A 19,725-nucleotide genomic window follows, 5' to 3' on the forward strand; every position below is an offset into this window, starting at 1 on the left:
CTCCTTAACATGATAGGTTTATTCTACAAGCCCTTATTTTTTCTGTCCAACTTAGTGTAGCCGATCCAGGGGAAAATCAAGTAAAGCACATATGAGTGTAAGAAAATGATGAATAAACATTATTTACAGGATGAAATTCAGCAAACTTTATAATTAGGATACCCTGCAGGAGAATTTAATTGTATTTTTTGCCCTTACAAAGATAGGTAGTGTACATTCAGATTCGAGCTAAATGTAGAGAATTTGCTCAGCTCAGTTTATCAATGAATTTGAATATGTGATTAGACAAAAGTAAATGAAAAGATTCTCATCGAATAAATGTTGAATGAAGTGCACCTATCTGAAGAAATTTTAAACGGTACAATTTCAAATTATAAGGTCAGCCAGAAACTTCTGGTTGGTCTATTTTTTTGGTTGTTTTTAAGATATCGGAAGCTGAGATAACGATGGATGAATAGGGGAATAGAGATCGTCGTAAAACTGTTCTCCCACTACCTCCAATGACTATGTTTGGGCTGGTCGAGACAATGGACCACGCATCACAAGCGAAGTTTGAGGATGAACCTATCGTGGAAGTGCTGATGATTGTCAATAGGATGAGAGGATATGATGCCGGTTATTGATTAAGATTTAGCGATTGGCGTGTCTACTTTATTCACAAAAGAGCAAAGGGTATATAAAAATTAAAACTAAGATACAGGGAGTAATCAACATTGTAAGAATATATATTTTTACTTGCGAACCATGATATCGTAGTTTGTTTAGAAGATATCTCTACTTGCATATCAATTACCTATTTGATATAATTTAACCAATATTTATAGTATAAACCCAATTGTTAGGTGGTTTATTGATGTGGTCTAGTTTATCTAGGCTTTTCAATCCTACTCATAACGGTTGGTTTTTTTTCTATTCCTACATATGTGAGAGATGGTGTCTAAATGTTTAACCAATATGATGAGTGGAATGTTGACTCCTTTCCAAATCCCGAATACAAATCGGATGAATCACGATATTCTCATAAATTTGTTGTAGTTGAGGTGCTAGCGAAACGAGAACATCAAAAGACGACATATCTCATATATCTTAAATGCCTTGTGACAGGTAGGAGAACTTATCACCCTATTACGGCATATCTATTTGGTTTGGAAAAAGGGAGACTGAGTAGTGGAACCCTCAGGCAATATGCCTATGTAGTTACAAGCTTTTTGAATCATATATGGATTGATTATGCAGACAATTATCAAATTAATGATTTGACTGATCTGAAATTTGAACATATGACATCATTTTTGAATTTTCAGCTATTCGTTGGAAAAAAAATTCGCACAGATCAGGATACAGAGTTCCAGGCAAAACCAAATGTTGTAGAGACTGTTGATAAGAAGCGAGCGAGATTATCAGATTTTCTCTACTATCTTGCGATCACATTTCCTATGAAACATATTTTTATCAATCATTTTACCGTTACCCTAAATTCTTATGGCGTTAGATCTGTATTTTCAGAACTTATAAATCAAAATCGCTCTGCTAAAGTATTAAGCAATCGTAATCAGGGGAGTAGACAAAAAATCTTGCACGGGCTTCCTTTTGATCTTATTCCAATTTTTTTATTGGATTCCATCATAAGAAGGCCTGAAATGGCGCTCCCTATCTACTTTGGTATTTTCGGAGGTATTCGAATAGGAGAAATCTGCAACATAAGGCACCAAGACTTAATTAAAACAATTAATGGGCCAAACGGCGAGGATGGATTTACTGTCGATATAAAAAATCAACGTATTATGTTCGGCCCTAATGGATCCACTGGCCATCATGGAAAGGTTAAAATCAAACGCAGGGATCAACGAATATACAATATTAATAATATGCTGGTAGTTCTATACAAGAGACATATTAAGCTTTTAGAAACTTTTTATCCAAATCGTCAAATTGATTACTCACATGCTCTATTTCTGAATTCATATGGTAAGCCATATACCTCAGCTGCGATGTCTAAAGCATTCAATACCATTAAAAATCAATTTCTTAAACGTTTAAGCCTAGGGACAAGGGATGAGATTCAGTTAGCAAGTAACTTAGAAAAATGTAAGTGGGCATTTCATATTACCAGAGGCATGTTCTCCAATATCATTGCAAAATCAGGTTCAAGTGCTCTCGACCTTATGTATGCTAGAGGAGATTCTTCATTGTTATCATCTTTACCTTATTTAGAGGGAACTAGTATTACAACTGAACAAATCGAAGAAACATTGAGTAAAATCGACGAAAAGTTTAAAGAGTTCGGAGTAGTTATTTAGTAGGAGGATTGCATGGATAAAATTGTGATTGAAAATGAGTGTTATATTAACACAAAGCTGGCTGCAGCAATAATTGGGATTAGCGAATTTAAATTTAGAAGAATAATTATTAAAAATGAGGTTGAAATTAAATTTAGAAAAATAAAAGGTATAAATTATTTGAATGAACAAAAAATCATTCAGTATGCTTCCTCAGTGAATTGGGATGTATTTATCACCTTAAAGGAAGCGAAAGAAATGTTGAATATTGATGAATATTCATTTAATAGATTCGTTTCAGCAGAATCTAACAAAGTGATTAACAATCCTTTTTACGGACAAATTATTTCAAAGAATGTAATACTTAATGCATTGAGTGAGTCGAAATATGACTCAGTACTCGAAATGACAATATCAGACATCTGTAAGCATCTCCAATTGAGTTATGGAACAGTAGAAAGACATATTTCTCGTCATTTAGATCATATCCATATTCGAAAGAATTTATTACATGGTTACATTGTTAGTAAGTCGTTAGTAGAAGAGTGGATTATTGATAAAAACTTTGATACTTCAAATTACTATACATTTGAGCAAACGATGTTAAAGCTTTCTATTAACTGGCCAGGTATGAACATGCTCATGAGAAAAGACAAGTTACAAGGTCAGAGTAGTTTGTTTTATAATTTCTTATTTACTAAAGAGTCAGTTGATAAGTATCAATCCTATATGGAATTTTTAAAAAAAGATTGTTTATCGGTAGTAGAAGCTGCAAATGAGCTGAAAATTGGAAGAAAATACACCATGGGTCTCATACGTTCAGGCCTACTTGGAGAGCTGTTTATATATGATTTCAAAAACGAATGGTTTGTTACACGACAAGAGGTAGAAGAATATAAAATCTCAATAAGATATCTTCAAGATAATTATTATACGCATAAGGATTTATGTGCTAAGTATGATAATTTGGTTGCAAATAATTTGTTCAAACACAACAAAGAGAAAGGAATACAGCAAGTACTCGTTGTTCTCCCGGATTCAGAAGTGTTGCGAAAGTTGTTACTTAAGGCAGATGTGGATCGATATATATCGTTTGCAAATCAAGACCCTTATTTTAGATCTCCCTATGAAAGTTTTAAGAATGCTGAAGATGTATTTCTTTGTTCTGTTTCTGAATTTGAGATGGATTCATCTGTAAAGGAAACATTTGAAATTTATTGCGAATTTGCATTAAATAAAATGAAGAAGAGTATAAAACATAGCAAGTTTCATGAAGAAGGAAGAAAATACTCGAATTTTATCAAAAAACTCTGTAAATCAATTAGCGGTAATGATCAAAATGTATTGTTACCTATACGTAAAAATATTTGGTTATACTCGCATGAAGAAATTGATCAACAAATGCAACTATTAAGTGGTAAGGATATTAGTATATTTCAACAATTTTTGCGATATGTTTTAAAGATTTATAAAGAAAAGTGTGAGTTTGGTGATGTGAATTGGAAAATTGTTAAAATTAATAAGAAATCCAATCCGATAATTGTGAGTGAAGAATTATACAATGAGATTGAAGCTAATTTGATTAATGTTCAAATTCATCTATCCCAGGCTGTTTCTAATAGATTTTATGCAATGAATTGGTTATTTTTGTTATTACACTTTTTCATAGGATGGCGAGCAGGAGATAAGGCGAACTTGGCATTTCCAGATTTGAAATTTATTCGAAAGGATGGTGGTATTGTAGATTTTACATATGTGCTGAATCAAGGATTATCCTTAGACGAAGCATACCGTATACGTAGTCAGTATCATTACACAGACTTAAGGGCAAATAAGTCGAAGTATAACGATCGTGTTAGAGAAGGTAAAGAATTAAATTTCACAGTTAAGAGATCGCACCTTATTGTTTTAATGACTGCTATTACTCTTTGTACGCTTCATATGCATGAGTATGGATATAAACATCTAATATGCGATAAGCGTGGTGTTTGTGCCCCTATTCCCACAGTAAGCAGTAGACGTTTTATCAAAAGGTCTTTGTCTCATCTTACAAATTCCGAGTTAAATACTATTTCATCTTCATCATTATGTAACACCTTTATGAGTCGCTTGCTATATAAAGCTGCTGAGGATGGAAAGAACTCTAATTCTTCCTTAATCTTGACGCAGGCATCGCGTGGACATGCACGTTTAGGTAATACAATGATTGAGCATTATATTGCACAATTAAAAGACGGGCCGTGGAGTAATTTACTTGTAAGCTTGTGTAATGAAACTTTTTTTGGCGGGGCAAAATTAAAGTTAATTGAGTCCATCATTAGTTTATGTGGATTTAAACCTGTAGATAGTTATGAGAATAAAACAAAAATGATAGGCTCAATAGATCAAGTGTTGAATGGTATCACGGGAGCAGAACAGTTCGCCACAATGGTTAATACAATACAGACTCAAAAAGTGAATTTAGCAATAAAAATCATTAAACAGGATATCTGCCTAATTGATGAAGAGGAGTTTCGATCATGTATTTCAGCACTAGTACGAGGGGAAATGCCTGCTAAAATACGTGATGCTCAGTGTCTTGTCGGTGGTGTAGACCACTGCCCCTTTCCGTTAAATTCTAGCTGTAAGGGATGTGATTTTTTATTGCCTGAGGATTTAATTCTAATTAGTATAGGAAATGAATTAAGAGAAAGAGTAACAAGAATGGCGTTAGCTAGTCATCTGGGTCAATTGCAAAAGGAGTTTATATGGATTTACAGACTATTAAAGCTGGTACAAGAAGCAGCAGAGGAACTTGGAGAGGAAGTAACGCTTGCATTAATACCACACTATCATGAGAGCATGGAGACATTAGAGCTGGCGCTAAAAAATAAAAGAATATTGGAATACGAATTGACTTTATTGGGGGAATAAAATGAGAGGTTTAGTTGCAAAAGTAAAGGTGAAAAAATTAAATGAAATCAGTGTATTGTCCAAGGAAGTAAATACGGTTTTTGATTTGCAAAAGATAGATGATTACAAAAGAATATTTAATGACTTGGTTCTTGAAAAGACTATTGTTAAAGGAAGCTATCATGAGGATCAATGGATAGTCAAACGTAATACAATTAGACAGAAAAACGCGTATTTTAATTTTGCCCAGATTCAAGACCCTCTTCAGAAAGAAATTCTACGTGCCTTTGTAACAATTAAACTAACTACTACTGAAGCAACTTATGTTTGTAGAATGTTTAATAAAATTATCTTATTTCTGACCAAACATGATTTAGACAACTCAAAAATTACAACTGAGAGATTTAAAACCTATTTGTATTTTGAATCTCGTGAAAAACCTCGACCCCAAAAATCTATCCAAATTATTGCCTATGCTTGGGATTCGTTTTTAATTTTTAGTAATTGGAACGAACGTTTAAAAGAATTAAGTAAAATTATTACTCATGCGATTGACACATTAGATATTTCTCAACAATCTCGTACTTTGCCAAGCTACGCAGACGTTCTTATTTTTAATGATGCATTAACTGAGTTTAAGCAGCTTTGTGAGAAAGAAGCAGCGGAGAACCATCCAGTAAGGCTACTTACTTATTACCCATTATTTCTTTGGTGGAAAATAAGCAACATCATCCCGATACGTCCTACTGAATTTCTTCTTTTGAAACGTGATTGCGCACAACAAGAAGGAGATTGTTTTGTGTTAGAAGTTGAACGTATAAAAGACAAGAAGGCGATATCAAATAGTCTCAAGATTGAAAATAAAATACCGATCTCTGAGGAGCTTTATAACGATATTAATCGGTATATAGAACTTTCTAACCCGTATCATTTTTCGAGTATAAATCAATTATGTTCATTTACAACTTATCTTCAGATGCTACAAACTGAAGATAGATACTCGAGAGTATCTATCGATTATAATAAAGTAACATCAATATTTTTTAATGAATTGCATTTGCTTCGCCTTCTAAAGCTTTTTTATGAAGTTATCTATGAGGATTACCCCGATTTATTGATAAAAGAGTTTAATGATAAGGGTCGTTTTGTACCCAGAACTCTTGAGAAGCTCAAACTTGGAGATACCAGACACTTTACAATCTACCAAATGAGAATGAGAGGATTATCAGCACTTACAATTGCAAGATTAGCCGGGCATAAAGATATTACCACGCAAGAGAAGTATATGAGGCATGGAAAATGGTTTGCACAGTCAGAGATTGCTTTGCTTGAAGAAAAGATGTTGAAAACAAAGGCTTTAATAAGTAAGAGTGGATATTTCGATTTGGAAAAATGGTTAGAAGTAATGGACGGTCGTGTCGAGAAATCTACTTTTCATTCTACTCAATTAGATAGTGATCTCACCAAACTTCCAGTTGTTGGCCAACATGGAGAAGCATTAATTAGATGTTTACAAGACCCTTCTAAATGTTCTTTTGAGGGAGAGTGTACAAATTGTCCCAACTCGTATATTTCTCCGGAGGATTTTAATATTGAAATTAAACAGTTTTATGAGAGACGCTCTTCTTATATCCAAGATCGAATGCTTGAAGTAATAGATGTTTTGAACGCAATGGCAAGCAAAATGAACTTTAATTTTGAAAAAAAAACAGAAGAAGATCCTTGGGAAATTTCTAGGTTAAAACAAATGGCAAAAGAGATTAGGGAGTTGCAATTCCAACAGGCAACAATTAACGCGAAATTAAAAAAATATGAACGCATATACCGAGGAGGAAAGTTTTGAAGACCAAGCAAAAACTAACTAAGGAAGAGCTGGCTGCCTTCTTCTTGGAGTACAAACAAGCATTCCCTCTAAAAATCAATCCTTATAATTTTAAAATGTGGTTAGAACGGCAACACAATATAAAAGTGGATCGTAAGACGATTTTAGCGCGTATAAATGATAAATTTGAGCAAGAAAAGAAGAATAAACTGATAAAAGTTCATGTAGAGGAACGTGAATTCGTAGAAGTACGGAACATTTTAAGTTTAATTGAAGATTGTCAAAATGACCCACTGGCTCTTCGTAAATTGGGTAATCAACTGCAACGTGATTTTGATGTAATGAATTTGCTGTCCAAAGACAAACTGAAGTTTGAAAAAGAAAATGAAAGATTACATTTAAGGGTTGTTCAACTAAATAAAGAGGTAGCTAAACTACAAGTTGAAAATAATAAATTAATGGATGATGTGGGCTTCTATTCTACTAAATCTGATCAATTAGTAGCTTTATCATCGAATAGTATTTATTATCACTCAGATGAAAATATTATATTAAAAATGCAGGATTCGGCTATGAAATTTTACCCACCATCCTTGAAAGTTATTGAGAATCCTAATTCTATTGTGCAACAAGAAACAAAGGATCCTAAAGTTTTGTTTATTGAAAAGCTTCAAGAAAAGAGAAAAAAAGTTATGTCCTCCCCTACTATTGTTGACAAGCCAATTACAGAAGAGATACACCTTATTGGTGGTGCTTTTCAAGATAATAATTTAGTCCGGGTAGTGGAACAATGTGAGTATCTCGATATGAAAAGTGCGATGATCCATTTATCTACTGAGGTTGTAAACTATTTTAATAGTGTGCACTTACCCAAATTACAACTTCGCGAAGGTGCCAAGTTAATCAAACAGAATTGCCATCCCGATTTTATGCTTACGTTACATTCGAGTTTGCGTTTAAATCTATCCAATCTGGAAGATAAGACGATCGTCGATAAATCAGTAAAGTTACTGAAAAAACAGATTGAAATCGCAGATAATTACTATTATGCTGATCAACTCGTGATTCATCCGGGAAGTTATATTAGGATAAATGATTATGAGTCTGGCATTAAGCTGCTAATTGAGTCTTTAAATGAAGTAATTACGAGGGAGCAAGATGTTAAAGTTGTAATTGAGAATATGGCGGGAAAAGGTACTGAACTCGGACGAAATTTTTATGAGATAGCTAGTATATTGAATGGGGTTAAATACAACGATAAAATAAAAGTTTGTTTGGACACATGCCATCTGTGGGACTCCGGTTATGATATAAAAGATCATATGGATGGAGTATTGACGGAAATCGATAAGTTGATAGGTACTGAAATGGTGAGTATGTTACATATAAATGACTCGATAGGAGATAGGATGAGTAAACTCGATCGTCATGCTAATATTGGTGCGGGCAAGATAGGGGTAAAAGCACTTTCTGAATTATGTAAATCATCAGAATTTAAGCACGCTGTAAAGATACTAGAAACTCCTTCCATAGGTGGGATGCCAGCATACCGTCACGAAAGAAGGATATTGGAAGAGTCTGGTATTCATCCAAATTGGATAGAATGTATTAGAAGAGAAATTCTGTTGCCCTTTGAGGAGATGTATGGTTAGTAATATTTTTAATCATGTCAAACATCTGTGAAAATGTCAGTTGTATCGTCCTTATATTGGCCCTCTCAATAAGTGTTATGTTGCGAATACATCTTGTTTTGGAACGTGCTTGGTTTTGTATTACGCTTAGTTAAGCTGTGTCAAACGTGTTTTTCCACGGTTAATCGTTGGCGGGTTTGCGTTGGAGCGCAGAACTCGCCTTTTTCTTTTGTGGATGCTAGCGCCCTAGTCATATGGATTACTTGAGTAGCAGCGTCATTACCCTTAATTCCCAGATGAACAGCTCGCCTGAGGGCATTTGACGTATTTCCACGGCTGTGTTGGCGATCAATCGCTGTTGAGTAGATTTAGCCCAGACATAGATTTTACCGCCGTAGGAGATCGTGTTGCCTTGCTATAGCGTTCTACGCTCGCGAAGTTTAATATATACATGCTTCAGATTGAAGTTAGGGCTGGCTTCATGTAAGAGGACTCGTCAGAACGCGGAACGACAGCGAATTGCTCGTTAAGCTTTTGAATGAGATTTGACAATGCGTGGTTAGCAGCTTCCAACATTGAGATATATAGAAGGCTAGTTACAATGACCAAACATTTGTCATACGCGTTTACTCCGCGCGCCCCGTGGCTTGCGGAGTGAACGCAATCATTTGATTGATGTTCAAATCGGCCATCGCCTTATTAAAATGGGAAAGTGATTTCCTTTCATTGACGAGTTTTTGTCCCACGGTGAGCTTGTCGTTAGGTGAACGAAAGACAATCTGTCAGTCACTGTACAGGTCCAATGGTGCTGTAGAGCTTGTTCCTGTGGATAACCTTCGCGGCATCAATAGGCCGGAAGAGCGCGACAACGACATACTCGTAGCATCGTTGATGGCTGCATACAGGGCAAATCCCAGAGTGCGTTCGTCGAGCCACTCCACACCTACTTGCGCTCTGCGCTGGCGTGGCTGATGAAACAGTGATAGCCGTCCTTGTTTGATTTGTTTAGGTCCGTTATTCAATAGGATACCTCTCGCGCTTGAATCGCTCAATTCGATGTCTTCGTGTTCTTCCAGCAAGGCTGCTTCCTCAGCGTATGTCATCTGTTTATTCATAATTTTCTCCTGTCCCATAGTCACATTATCTCCAAACAGGTATGGGGTGACATTATCACAGCAAAACAACATAGTAATATTTTCATTCATGTAGCCCATCTATATGCTGTGCTACAATAGAGGGTGAGCTTTCTCACTCTAGAGGAAGGTAATAAATACAGTGTTAATCGTTGAATGGATACATTGATTATATAATCGTGTATTGATTGTGGAATTAATGTTCTGTTAGGGTTATGCTAGACTGCATTGAATCATATTTTATGTCTGGAAACGTATTGCAATTTATTTTGGAGTTGAGAGAATTATGATGGCTGAGGTAAAAAAAAGGGTTCTTATGGTTGATGGTATGGCACTTCTCTTCCGAGGCTATTATGCTACATCTTATTCAGGGAATATTCGAAAGACTAGCGCTGGATTGCCTACTAATGCTGTTTATGGGTTTCTGTTATATTTTTTCGATGCAATAAACGAGTTTAATCCGACCCATATAGTTTGCTGTTGGGATATGGGGGCAAGTACCTTCCGGAATGAGAGCTATAGCCAATACAAACAAAATCGTTCAGAAGCGCCACTTGAACTACGTCCCCAGTTTGAATTAGTTAAAGAAGTCGTAGCGGAGATGGGTGTACTTAATATTGGTATAACCGGTTATGAAGCTGATGATTGTATTGGAACCTTATCAAGAATGCTTCAGGAGAATTCTGAAGTGTATATTTTGACAGGAGATCATGACATGCTTCAACTGATTACTGAACAAGTAAAGGTTGTAATCATGAATAAAGGAAGATCGAATTACACAGTATACGATATAAAAACGCTCTTTGAGACAAAGCAATTAACGCCATTGCAAGTTATTGATTTAAAAGCATTTATGGGGGATTCTGCAGATAATTATCCTGGTGTAAAAGGAATTGGGGAAAAGATAGCATTAAAGTTAATTAGTGAGTATAAGTCAGTCGAAGGCTGCCTTGAGAATTTGGACAAGCTTCCAAATGGCGTTAGAAGTAAAATAGAGGCTAATTTGGATATGCTACATCTTTCTAGAGATTTAGCTCGAATTAGACTGAATGTTCCAATCAAATGTGAGTTGGAACAATGTATATGGCAATTACAACGCGATGCAACAATTAAAAAATTTGATGAATTGGAATTTAGAGGACTTATTAATATGTTGGATGTTATATAGATTTAATTCATAAATTTAATTTCTTTCCAAATGAGTTTAGCCAGTTATTAACCTGGCTAAACTCATTTTACGAAAATTATGAACAGATCCGATTAAAGATGAAATTAGATCAGACCTGTTGATTAACCAGAATATGTAACTGAAAGATGCCCGTATTCATCATTAATCATGCGATGTATGCGCAACATCCATTCGATTGGTAAGCCATCAAGAAGAAGCAACCGAGTAAATCGAAAAAAAGAAAGCTCAGCATGACGGGGCAACGCGTGCTTCGCGCCATCAAACAGACGTCGCAAGGCACGTGGTTTTTCCAAATGAACATTGTCTCGAAGTCGAATGACGAAGGACGGACCTTCTTTTTTATAACGATCCAAACGCTCCAATTTACCGTAAGCGCGATCCATGACCATAATAAAATCGTTGTTTTCTAACGATTCACCTACCGGTCCATCGTGCTTGGAGCCAATCGTTGCCGTGACTTTAAGTGGCTGCATGTTTCGATCCTGCAAAGCTACATGTAACTTAATCGCAGCATGCTCTCCATGGTATGGAGCCCAAGGCAAACGTGTTTTTCCCACAGTCACCGTAGTGGAGTCAATGAGTAATAATTCTTTCGGGAAAGCCAGTTTCCGTCTTGTTTCCCGGTTGCATTTGCGGACAAGCAGATGAAAAAGTTCCTTAAATACAGCAAATGGTACATCTGCCGCTTTGCCTGAAAAGCAGGAATAGTGAACTTTGGACAAGCCCATTTTGGCGGCACGATCCGCACCGAAACGATAACCGGACCATTCTTCACTTGCTGCAGCACACCAATATTGCAGCAAATGATAAACCGTAAATTTTCGAGCTGTGTCCACGTAACCGACGGCTTGAACGACGGTCGCGACTTCTTAAGATGTTAGTATGGATTGAAGGATCGATAGAATCGTGATAGACTTTTTCATGGAGTCGTCACCTTTCGGTTGGTTTGTAGGGGGACAAACATTTTACCGAGTTGACGACTCTTTTTCTACCATTTAGTGGTTAATCAACAGGCCTGTTGCAGCATATAAGAACTAGCGTTCCTTTTTATTGTACAAAACACTCGTGCCGCATATAAAGATGAATTTTTACACAGTCCTCTAGAAGGGAGTGGGGTGCGCATATAATAAAAAATAACCGGCTCCCTATGCATGTAGGGAAACCGGTTATTGTCAATTTAACTGCTCAGGCCCAATTGCAAGGAACGAAGTCTCAGTGAATCTGATGGGTCCCTGCATTATCACGAATAAAAATCGATCGGTTATCTGCCGCACTGTAACGCTCGCGGATATTGAAGTCTTCAGGCGTTCCTCCCGGGTGATTGTCCGGAGCTTCAAAGTAGAGCGCGTATGTCTTTTCCGTATCCGTTTCAGATTCTAGTTGAAGCCAACCGTTGTACCCGGCAGCAGGATAGGTTCCGGTAGCGCGAAGCGTTGTAGCTGTCGTGGTCTGATTCCACGTATATTGCGCAGTACCGGGTTCAAGTCGTTTGAAGCCAGTAGTCATCCAGCGTCGAAAGAGTTGAACCCATTCATCCGGCCAAGGACCGCCAAAGTCGGCTGGCGGCATGTCCACCACTATTCGGGCTGCCACATCGTCCGCATGCTGGACGATCTGATCGTAATCCCAAAGATCGAATGCAAAGCGCATATGCTCCCTATCCATCGCCCGGATCATGGGTCGGATATGGAGTTCAAAAACAGGCGTTCTCATGATTGTATATAAGCCTCCAGCAGGACGTCCGCAAGTTGCACTTCTTTGACGAGATCCGGGTTGGACTGCGGTTCGCCCGCTGGGCCAGGGGCGGGGATGTACTGCAGTGTTAATACGAGTTCGGAGGCATTCTCATGGATAATGCCCACAAGTTGTCTCGACACATCGAACCCCACTGTGCAGGAGGAAGGGTGATGGGCTGGTGGGGAATCGTGCCCATGGTCCCCATGTCCGCCGTGGGTATTATCGGTCCCATGAGACTTCCACAAAGCGACGTAGCCGACTCCATACTGGTGCTGAAAGTCTGGATTGTCGTTCTTGAACGGTTCATCTTTGGGATGGACGTAAGCACGAAACATGTAGCTTCCTATCGTAGGAACCTTCAGATCTTGGAGACGAACGTAAGCTGTCTCAGTAGCAGCAGGCGGCGATGGTAAAGTGAACTGCGCCCGTAACGTCCTCCTCAATTCCGAATTCAATTCATCTGAAAACAGGGGTCGCAGGGAGTCCTCTGTAAGAAGCTCGCGCCGTACGTGCTCTGGTTGACCTACTCCGAATGCCTGATTCAATTTGTCTGTGTATTCGTATTCATAGTCCAGATCCGTCGTTTTCTGAAAATCGCTAACCTTGTGCCTTGGCTTCGTGAGGAACCCTCTTAGATCTGCGTCAGGAGAGGTCGGGGGCGGCATATTATTCCTCCGCTGCCACTCTGCCCACAGCAGATCAATAAAAGCGTGAAAGCTCCAGTAGATTGGGTCCTCCGCAGCAGTGCTGGGGCGAGCCATCCTTCCTCCAATGTAGAAAGGGTGCATGTAGTTATGCGGGCCTAGTTCGAGCTTTCCGTAATTTCTTGTTGGGTGCTCTTTGGGAAAGCCGCCAAATTCGTTCCAATCCATCTCTTCGATCACGATCTGGAGCGTATCGGGAGGTAGTTCCGTAGGGCTGTCGTTTCGGCCGGGCATAAATAAATCTGGCCTCGCAAAAGCAGCCGGAAATTTACCGTTCGTCTCCGGGTGAAGCCAGTCCCAGTAAGGAATAGTTACATTGGCTGTACGAGGTGGGTCGGCTTCCTGAAGAAGCTTCTCGAAGTAGTTGAGATGTGACCGATGCCACGCAAGAAAAAGATCGTTGCCATGTTCACACGGTCCAATAAATGGATCGTTGTGAAGACCTGCCTGGAAATCATACCCCGCCTCATCGTCGGGATTCTGTTCTGACCGCGCTCTTAAGATGTTCAACGCGTGAATGTAGTCTGAGATATGGTTCTCGTCCAGATCGTTGATGTCCCTACGTTTTTTCGCCATGACTATCCAGAATTCTCCTTTCATTCTCTAAAGCTTCATCAAGCTGTTGTCGTTGTGGGGCTAACAATCACTCGATTGTATTTTACCCAAATAATCTCAAAATAATATTCTTTCGAGATCGTATAGATATTAAAGAACAAATTTTCACATATAAGGGGTACCGCCAGCTAAGTAACATTTATCGATATTACAAATAATTAAAAAGAAGCAGGAAATCCCTAGTTTTGATGAGGATTTGCTGGCTTCTTAGAACTTTTGACTGTCCAGATACAAAGTAAAATATAATTCAGGTTGCTGTGAGTAGTGATTATAGTTGAGGCAACTTTTGTTGATTATTTTAGATCTAAGCTTTGTCGAGAAGTTTCTGTTGAGAGTAATTAATTCGGATTTTAATGGAGTTCTTTACTTCTTTGAAAATTACATAAAAGACGATCAAAATGGTTACTCTAAATTTGATATTTTAACCTTACAGGAGGATGACGATGACAAATAAAATTTCACCAAATCTTGACCCACGATTGCAAAAGGCTATTGTAATAAATCAGACTACAGAAACTAATACCTTACATGAAATTGCCCATGAGGAGAATTTAGTTCCTGTCACTGCCAAGGTAACTGATGTGGATACCTTTTATGCTATCCCTGGTGTTCACCAAGGAGAAGATATCACGATGGCTCCGGATAAAACTGGAAGAATCGTAACAGCTAGAGTGTCTGTGACTGAATTAGAGAAAGTACGACAATCTCCTGTTGTACTAAGTCTAAAAAGTGCCCAACCATTAAAGCCGCTACTTAAAGATACTGTAAGAGAAATTGGTGTACCACCTCTTCTTGGTAACGAAGGTCGGGGAGGCGAAGGAGTTATTGTCGGAGTCGTGGATCATGGGTGCGATTTTGCACATAGTAATTTTCGCCGGGAGGATGGTTCAACTCGATTGATTGCACTTTATGATCAGATAAATCGTAAAATTTACAGCAAGCAAAAAATCAATGAAGCGCTCCAGACTGATAATCCTTATGACGCTCTTGGATACGATGTTAGTAAGGACGATCCGCAACGTAGAACTAGGGCGGAGCATGGAACTCATGTAATGGATATTGCCGCAGGAAATGGACTTGGTACTGGGAACCGGGGGGTAGCCCCAAGTGCTGACTTAATTTTTGTGGAACCAGCTTATTTTGATGTTAGTGAGGAGGGTAATTTCGGGGATTCTTCAAATCTTCTTGAAGCCATTAAATTTATTTTCAGTCAGGCACAAGATGAACCCTGTGTAGTAAACATTAGTCTTGGGACAAATGGCGGTCCTCATGATGGAACTTCGCATGTTGAACAGGGGATTGACGGTTTGGTCCTTGAGAAACCAAATCGTGCAGTCGTTATTGCAGCGAGCAATTCCTATGAAGATAACATTCATGCCACTGGATCTATATCACAAGGAGAATTTGTCGATCTTCACTGGATGTTTAAAAATGGGGATTTTACCACTAATGAACTTGAAATATGGTACGACGGCGATGATGAGTTCCGTCTTGAGATTCTAAATACTAACAACGAGAGCATTGGCAGTATAGGACTTGGAGAAAATAAAAGTTTTAATGAGGGTCAAGTATTTGCTACCCAAGTAAAACATGATGAGGAAAATGGCGACAATGTAGCAATGGTTTTTTATCCTCTTAGTGGGGATGTGTCTACAAGCACTTGGACAATTCGCCTTCACGGAGAAAAGGTGACAAATGGAAAATTTCATGCTTGGATTGAACGGGATAATTTCCAGACACGAGCAGATCAATCCAGTTTTGCTCCACCAAATGATAATACACATACGTTGGGTTCCATTTGTTGTGGTCATAAGAGCATAGTGGTTGGTTCATACGATGCAAAATCTTCTAGTACGCCTATTTCATCTTTTTCCAGCTCTGGTCCTACACGTGATGGACGTCAAAAACCTGAAATAAGTGCACCAGGAGGTACAAAAGAACAACCCGTACAAGCTGCTTCTTCCCGTACACTCAATGGAGAGATTGGAATGGCAGGCACAAGTATGGCAGCTCCCGCAGTAACTGGAGTCATTGCACTAATGCTGGCTGAGGCTAAAGCTCGTGATTTAACGCTTACTGTAGACCAGATACACAGCATATTGGAGCAAACAGCAAGATCTCATCCCCCAGCTACTGAAGGATGGCATCACAGATATGGTCATGGGAGGATCAACGCTAAAGCAGCCGTAGAAGCGATAAAGGCGATGGTTGTTCCTTTAGTAGGTTCTTAGAAAAGTCCCAATTATTACTGTTTAAAATATTATTAAAGAATGGAGTACTAACAAATGGGACGCCAACTTATTGTTGTGGTTAAGCCACAATTGAATATTAGTGAAAAAGAAAATGGATTGGTTCATTCGGAATCTGCTCGAGGGAATGAATTGATGAATATCCTTTCCTCTGAAGGAGCAACCTTGAGCCTATATTTTCTATAGCAACAGAAGCTCCGGATGCTCGGATGAGCAGTGTTACATCTGATATTTCTAGATACTACAACGTAGTAGTCACTGAGGATAAAATCGAGAAATTGGCAGAACAACTTCGCAATGAGAGTTCTGTAGAAGCTGCTTTTATTAAGACGGATGCAGAACCGGCTGTCTCGCTTACTGAAAAAGAACAGCCTCCCTCAACCACACCTGATTTTGCAGGTCGTCAAGGATATTTGAGACCAGCCCCGGAAGGAGTTGATTGCCCTCTTGCTTGGGCGCATCTTGGAGGCAGAGGCGGTGGTGTCAATATCATTGACATTGAGGGAGGAGCTGCCTTTTTCCATGAAGATCTTTTGCAAAACCAAGATGGCTTGGCAGGGGCATTACAGGTGATTTAGGTTGGAGAAATCATGGAACAGCAGTTTTGGGGGGAATTAGCGCTGATGATAATGGAGTTGGAGTACTTGGAATTTGCCCGGATGCTAACGTAAGAGCTATATCAATTTTTGAATCTGGAGGCAGAGCAAATTCTGCAGCTGCAATTATAAAAGCAGCCAATATGCTACGTCCCGGGGATATTATTTTAATTGAGTTACATCGACCTGGTCCAAGATCCAATCAGGAGCTCTCCTCAAAAAAAGGATATCTTCCCATTGAATGGTGGCCGGATGATTTTAAGGCAATTCAATACGCAACAAGCAGAGGTATTTTAGTCGTAGAAGCTGGAGGGAATGGAGGAGAAAATCTAGATGATCCTATATACAATACTCCAGATAGGGGTTTCCCTTCTGACTGGATAAATCCATTTAATCGAAATAACAGAGATTCTGGAGCTATAGTTGTTGGAGCTGGAGCACTTCCTGAAGGAACACACGGGCGTAACTGGGGACCTGATCGATCTTTTCTAATTACGGACAGATGTTTGACGTACAAGCACGGGGACGTGAAGTCACAACGACAGGTTATGGTGACTTACAGTCGGGTAATGATGAGAATCAACAGTATACAGATCAATTTAGCGGTACATCCAGCGCTTCCCCAATTTTTGTGGGAGTGCTCGGATGTTTACAAGGGATTTTACGTGCCAAAAACAAAGAATTATTGACCTATTCCAGAGTGAGGGAGCTTCTTAGAAATACAGGATCCCCTCAACAGGATGCTCCTTCGTTCCCACGAACTCAGCGAATAGGAAATCGACCAGATATGCACCAACTAATAGAAAATATCCTCTAGATAAGCGTTGATTTTATAATACATGCGGCTCAAGGATATACAGGTAGAAATAAATGGTGCAATATCTGAAAGGTCGCTCGAGGAAAAGAGTGAAACTTGCAAGAGAGGACAAGTTTTAGTTGTTGTTGGAGTCTGCTTTAGTGTCTGGGCTTTCTGAAGAACTTGATTCTTCGATAATGACTTTAGTCGTCGACAGCCCCTCCTTTAACACGTACTGTTGTAAGCAGGTGATGTTTAAAGGGGCGTCGAGATTTTGTGTAATTTCTTTTTTTATGGATCCCCCCGATGGGATCTACTTTTTTAGTGCTCGCCACTTTTTTGGAAAGAAAGCGGACTATCGCAGTATCATCTGCCTGTAATTCTGAGCGTACTCCATATATTTGTGAGTGACAACCGTCGTTGTCGGGTGTAGCATATTGATCAGAGCTTCGTTCGTAGAAAATATGTTCTTTCCTTCGTCACTTTGCGAAGCTTTCAATGATAGCTTTCTATCTATGCTGGAAGTTCGCTTGCGAAGTTCAAGGTCGAAATTTCATACTTGGTTTGATAATCTGTTATACGGTAGAATGCCTACTAACAACTTTTGGTTGCTGTTGTTCGAAAATTCGTTCCAGTCTACGTTCCAAATCCATCACTTTCCTCGTTAAATGTACATTTTGTTCCAATAGCATTTTCATTTCTTCATTTAATTTTAGAGTTTCTTTACGAAGTGCTAGGAGTCTTTCTTGTTGAATGGTCGATTTATTTGGTTTAAGCTGTGGATTTATTTTATCTTTATGTAAGGACTGCGCCTCTTTAACTCTTGTCATTAAGTCCTTACGATTATACAGCGTTTTACGGCTAATGTTCGCCATTTTAGTGACTAGATCAATGGTTATCGCTTCTTGCTTCTTTTGAGTGAGTTGAGCGCGAGAATAACCTTCTCCGTTGTTCTATTTCGATTAAATTCAGCAAGATTGAAACTACCTTCTTTCTGCATCTGCCGCCACCTCTTGATTTTCTTGGAGTATTTCATTTGCTGCAATTTTGGTTTGTAAATCATTTACGTAAAACCCTAGTCTATGTTTTTGGAAATTTAACTTTGAGGTGTAAATGCTGGTATCCGAGTTCTTAGTCAACTCTTCGTTAATCCTTTGTAATCTCGCTTCGAATACAGGAAGTCGATCGGTGGGAACCAGAAAGTACTGACAACCTAAGCAGACTCCATCTTGAGCGCAAGGATCTCCTCGTAACGGATGATGTAGGCAAAATCCATGAGGGAGGATCTCTATCTTTGTAGCTCTCCATAATTTCTCTGCTTGATCCGTAGTGGTGCCTTTAAATGGATTATCGTTGCTCTCGATACATTCTACAACGTTTCGATTAGTACTTGATACCACCATTTCGCCAGAGAGAACTATACGCATCATTTCTTTAGGATAATCACCTGCATCAATATATACTTCCGTCATACTAGCTGACTTATGGTTTAAAGCCTCCATAACCTCATGAATAGCCATACCATTTTTTATCGCAAAAGTAGTAAATATATGTCTAAAATGATGCATTGTCAATTCTAGAGGATTTCCTTTGTCAACACATAGGTTGGCCTATTAAAAAAAGGCCGAAGGCGTCTTGAGCCCCACAGATTATAATTTGGCACACGTATGACATCTGTTCCTTTGTTCCAATCCTTCGTTAAAAATAAATAGGGCATTCCGGATTTCTTTCTTAGTTCTTTAGTATGCTCTTTCAGTGAGTGTATCGAATCAACTACCAATACATTCGCAGGTCGAACAACAGTTATAGGTTCATTTTTAGTCTTCCAGGTTGTAAATTCAATATGAGCTTCCCCATTTATAATACGAAGACAATCCTCTATTAAAGCAAATATTTCTCCGATACGTAACCCTAGTTGGCTTGCAACAACGATACTTGTTCCAGTTAGGATGTCAGGATCTTTTATCGCACATTCAATAATTTTGTGAATTAGTTCCTTGTTGGGTAAAAATCTTTGCTTCCTCGCTACACTGAATGCCCAATGTCTGTTACATAGAGAAATGGTGCATACTGCCCAGTAAG

At 38.7% G+C, this 19,725-nt stretch carries 16 protein-coding genes and 1 pseudogene; 10 read left to right on the top strand and 7 right to left on the bottom strand.

Annotated elements, in window-relative coordinates; translation table 11 throughout:
• The first annotated feature begins 941 nt into the window (after positions 1-941).
• Genes WH37_RS32365 through WH37_RS34090 form a run of 4 tightly spaced genes read left to right on the top strand, consistent with a single transcriptional unit; the run spans position 942 to position 8,645 of the window.
• Complete coding sequence (locus tag WH37_RS32365) at positions 942-2,300, top strand: site-specific integrase (protein ID WP_046234798.1); 1,359 nt, start codon at positions 942-944, stop codon at positions 2,298-2,300.
• 12 nt (positions 2,301-2,312) lie between these two features.
• Positions 2,313-5,192, top strand: a complete 2,880-nt coding sequence (locus WH37_RS32370) for a helix-turn-helix domain-containing protein (protein WP_046234799.1) — start codon at positions 2,313-2,315, stop codon at positions 5,190-5,192.
• A 1-nt stretch (position 5,193) separates the two neighbouring features.
• Positions 5,194-7,014 (top strand): site-specific integrase, encoded by a 1,821-nt coding sequence (locus WH37_RS32375; protein WP_046234800.1) that lies wholly within the window; start codon positions 5,194-5,196, stop codon positions 7,012-7,014.
• Complete coding sequence (locus WH37_RS34090; RefSeq protein WP_052737409.1) at positions 7,011-8,645, top strand: deoxyribonuclease IV; 1,635 nt, start codon at positions 7,011-7,013, stop codon at positions 8,643-8,645. The genes WH37_RS32375 and WH37_RS34090 overlap by 4 nt, the downstream gene beginning before the upstream one ends.
• 761 nt (positions 8,646-9,406) lie before the next feature.
• Here WH37_RS34090 and WH37_RS34095 read toward each other — a convergent pair.
• Positions 9,407-9,829, bottom strand: a complete 423-nt coding sequence (locus tag WH37_RS34095; RefSeq protein ID WP_156182432.1) for a hypothetical protein — start codon at positions 9,827-9,829, stop codon at positions 9,407-9,409.
• A 217-nt stretch (positions 9,830-10,046) separates the two neighbouring features.
• Here WH37_RS34095 and WH37_RS32390 point away from each other — a divergent pair, with 217 nt between their 5' ends.
• Positions 10,047-10,925 carry a 5'-3' exonuclease gene (locus tag WH37_RS32390; protein ID WP_046234807.1) on the top strand — a complete coding sequence of 293 codons (879 nt, stop codon included), beginning with the start codon at positions 10,047-10,049 and terminating at the stop codon, positions 10,923-10,925.
• Between the two features lie 122 nt (positions 10,926-11,047).
• Here WH37_RS32390 and WH37_RS32395 read toward each other — a convergent pair whose 3' ends face one another.
• The 3 genes from WH37_RS32395 to WH37_RS32405 form a co-directional block, all read right to left on the bottom strand.
• Positions 11,048-11,782 (bottom strand): transposase, encoded by a 735-nt coding sequence (locus WH37_RS32395; protein ID WP_052737412.1) that lies wholly within the window; start codon positions 11,780-11,782, stop codon positions 11,048-11,050.
• A 376-nt stretch (positions 11,783-12,158) separates the two neighbouring features.
• Positions 12,159-12,611 carry a hypothetical protein gene (locus WH37_RS32400; protein ID WP_143088753.1) on the bottom strand — a complete coding sequence of 151 codons (453 nt, stop codon included), beginning with the start codon at positions 12,609-12,611 and terminating at the stop codon, positions 12,159-12,161.
• Between the two features lie 44 nt (positions 12,612-12,655).
• On the bottom strand, positions 12,656-13,963 hold the full coding sequence (locus tag WH37_RS32405; protein ID WP_177218115.1) for a tyrosinase family protein: 1,308 nt from the start codon (positions 13,961-13,963) through the stop codon (positions 12,656-12,658).
• Positions 13,964-14,445: 482 nt separating this feature from the next.
• Between WH37_RS32405 and WH37_RS32410 the strand changes: the two genes are divergently transcribed.
• From WH37_RS32410 to WH37_RS37200, 5 genes and pseudogenes are all read left to right on the top strand, one after another.
• The gene (locus WH37_RS32410; protein ID WP_231594461.1) at positions 14,446-16,233 is read left to right on the top strand and encodes a S8 family serine peptidase; all 1,788 of its coding nucleotides are present in this window, start codon (positions 14,446-14,448) and stop codon (positions 16,231-16,233) included.
• 54 nt (positions 16,234-16,287) lie between these two features.
• Entirely contained in the window at positions 16,288-16,437 is a 150-nt protein-coding gene (locus WH37_RS36865; RefSeq protein ID WP_231594462.1) for a hypothetical protein, read from the top strand.
• A gap of 23 nt (positions 16,438-16,460) precedes the next feature.
• On the top strand, positions 16,461-16,829 hold the full coding sequence (locus WH37_RS36870) for a hypothetical protein (protein ID WP_231594463.1): 369 nt from the start codon (positions 16,461-16,463) through the stop codon (positions 16,827-16,829).
• Positions 16,830-16,855: 26 nt separating this feature from the next.
• Positions 16,856-17,218, top strand: a pseudogene (locus WH37_RS37195) (S8/S53 family peptidase); the annotation flags it as partial.
• A 131-nt stretch (positions 17,219-17,349) separates the two neighbouring features.
• Positions 17,350-17,664: a S8 family serine peptidase gene (locus tag WH37_RS37200; protein ID WP_269431359.1), complete on the top strand. Its 315-nt coding sequence runs from the start codon at positions 17,350-17,352 to the stop codon at positions 17,662-17,664.
• Between the two features lie 554 nt (positions 17,665-18,218).
• Here the strand turns inward: WH37_RS37200 and WH37_RS32420 are convergent.
• The 3 genes from WH37_RS32420 to WH37_RS36880 all read right to left on the bottom strand — a co-directional run.
• The gene (locus tag WH37_RS32420) at positions 18,219-18,473 is read right to left on the bottom strand and encodes a hypothetical protein (RefSeq protein WP_156182436.1); all 255 of its coding nucleotides are present in this window, start codon (positions 18,471-18,473) and stop codon (positions 18,219-18,221) included.
• Between the two features lie 153 nt (positions 18,474-18,626).
• On the bottom strand, positions 18,627-19,211 hold the full coding sequence (locus WH37_RS32425; protein WP_143088754.1) for a site-specific integrase: 585 nt from the start codon (positions 19,209-19,211) through the stop codon (positions 18,627-18,629).
• Positions 19,212-19,219: 8 nt separating this feature from the next.
• Positions 19,220-19,725, bottom strand: a 506-nt coding sequence (locus WH37_RS36880; RefSeq protein ID WP_046234805.1) for a site-specific integrase, incomplete at its 5' end; no start/stop codon positions are given.

The sequence above is a fragment of the Paenibacillus algorifonticola genome (assembly GCF_000971975.1).
GTDB lineage: Bacteria > Bacillota > Bacilli > Paenibacillales > Paenibacillaceae > Pristimantibacillus > Pristimantibacillus algorifonticola.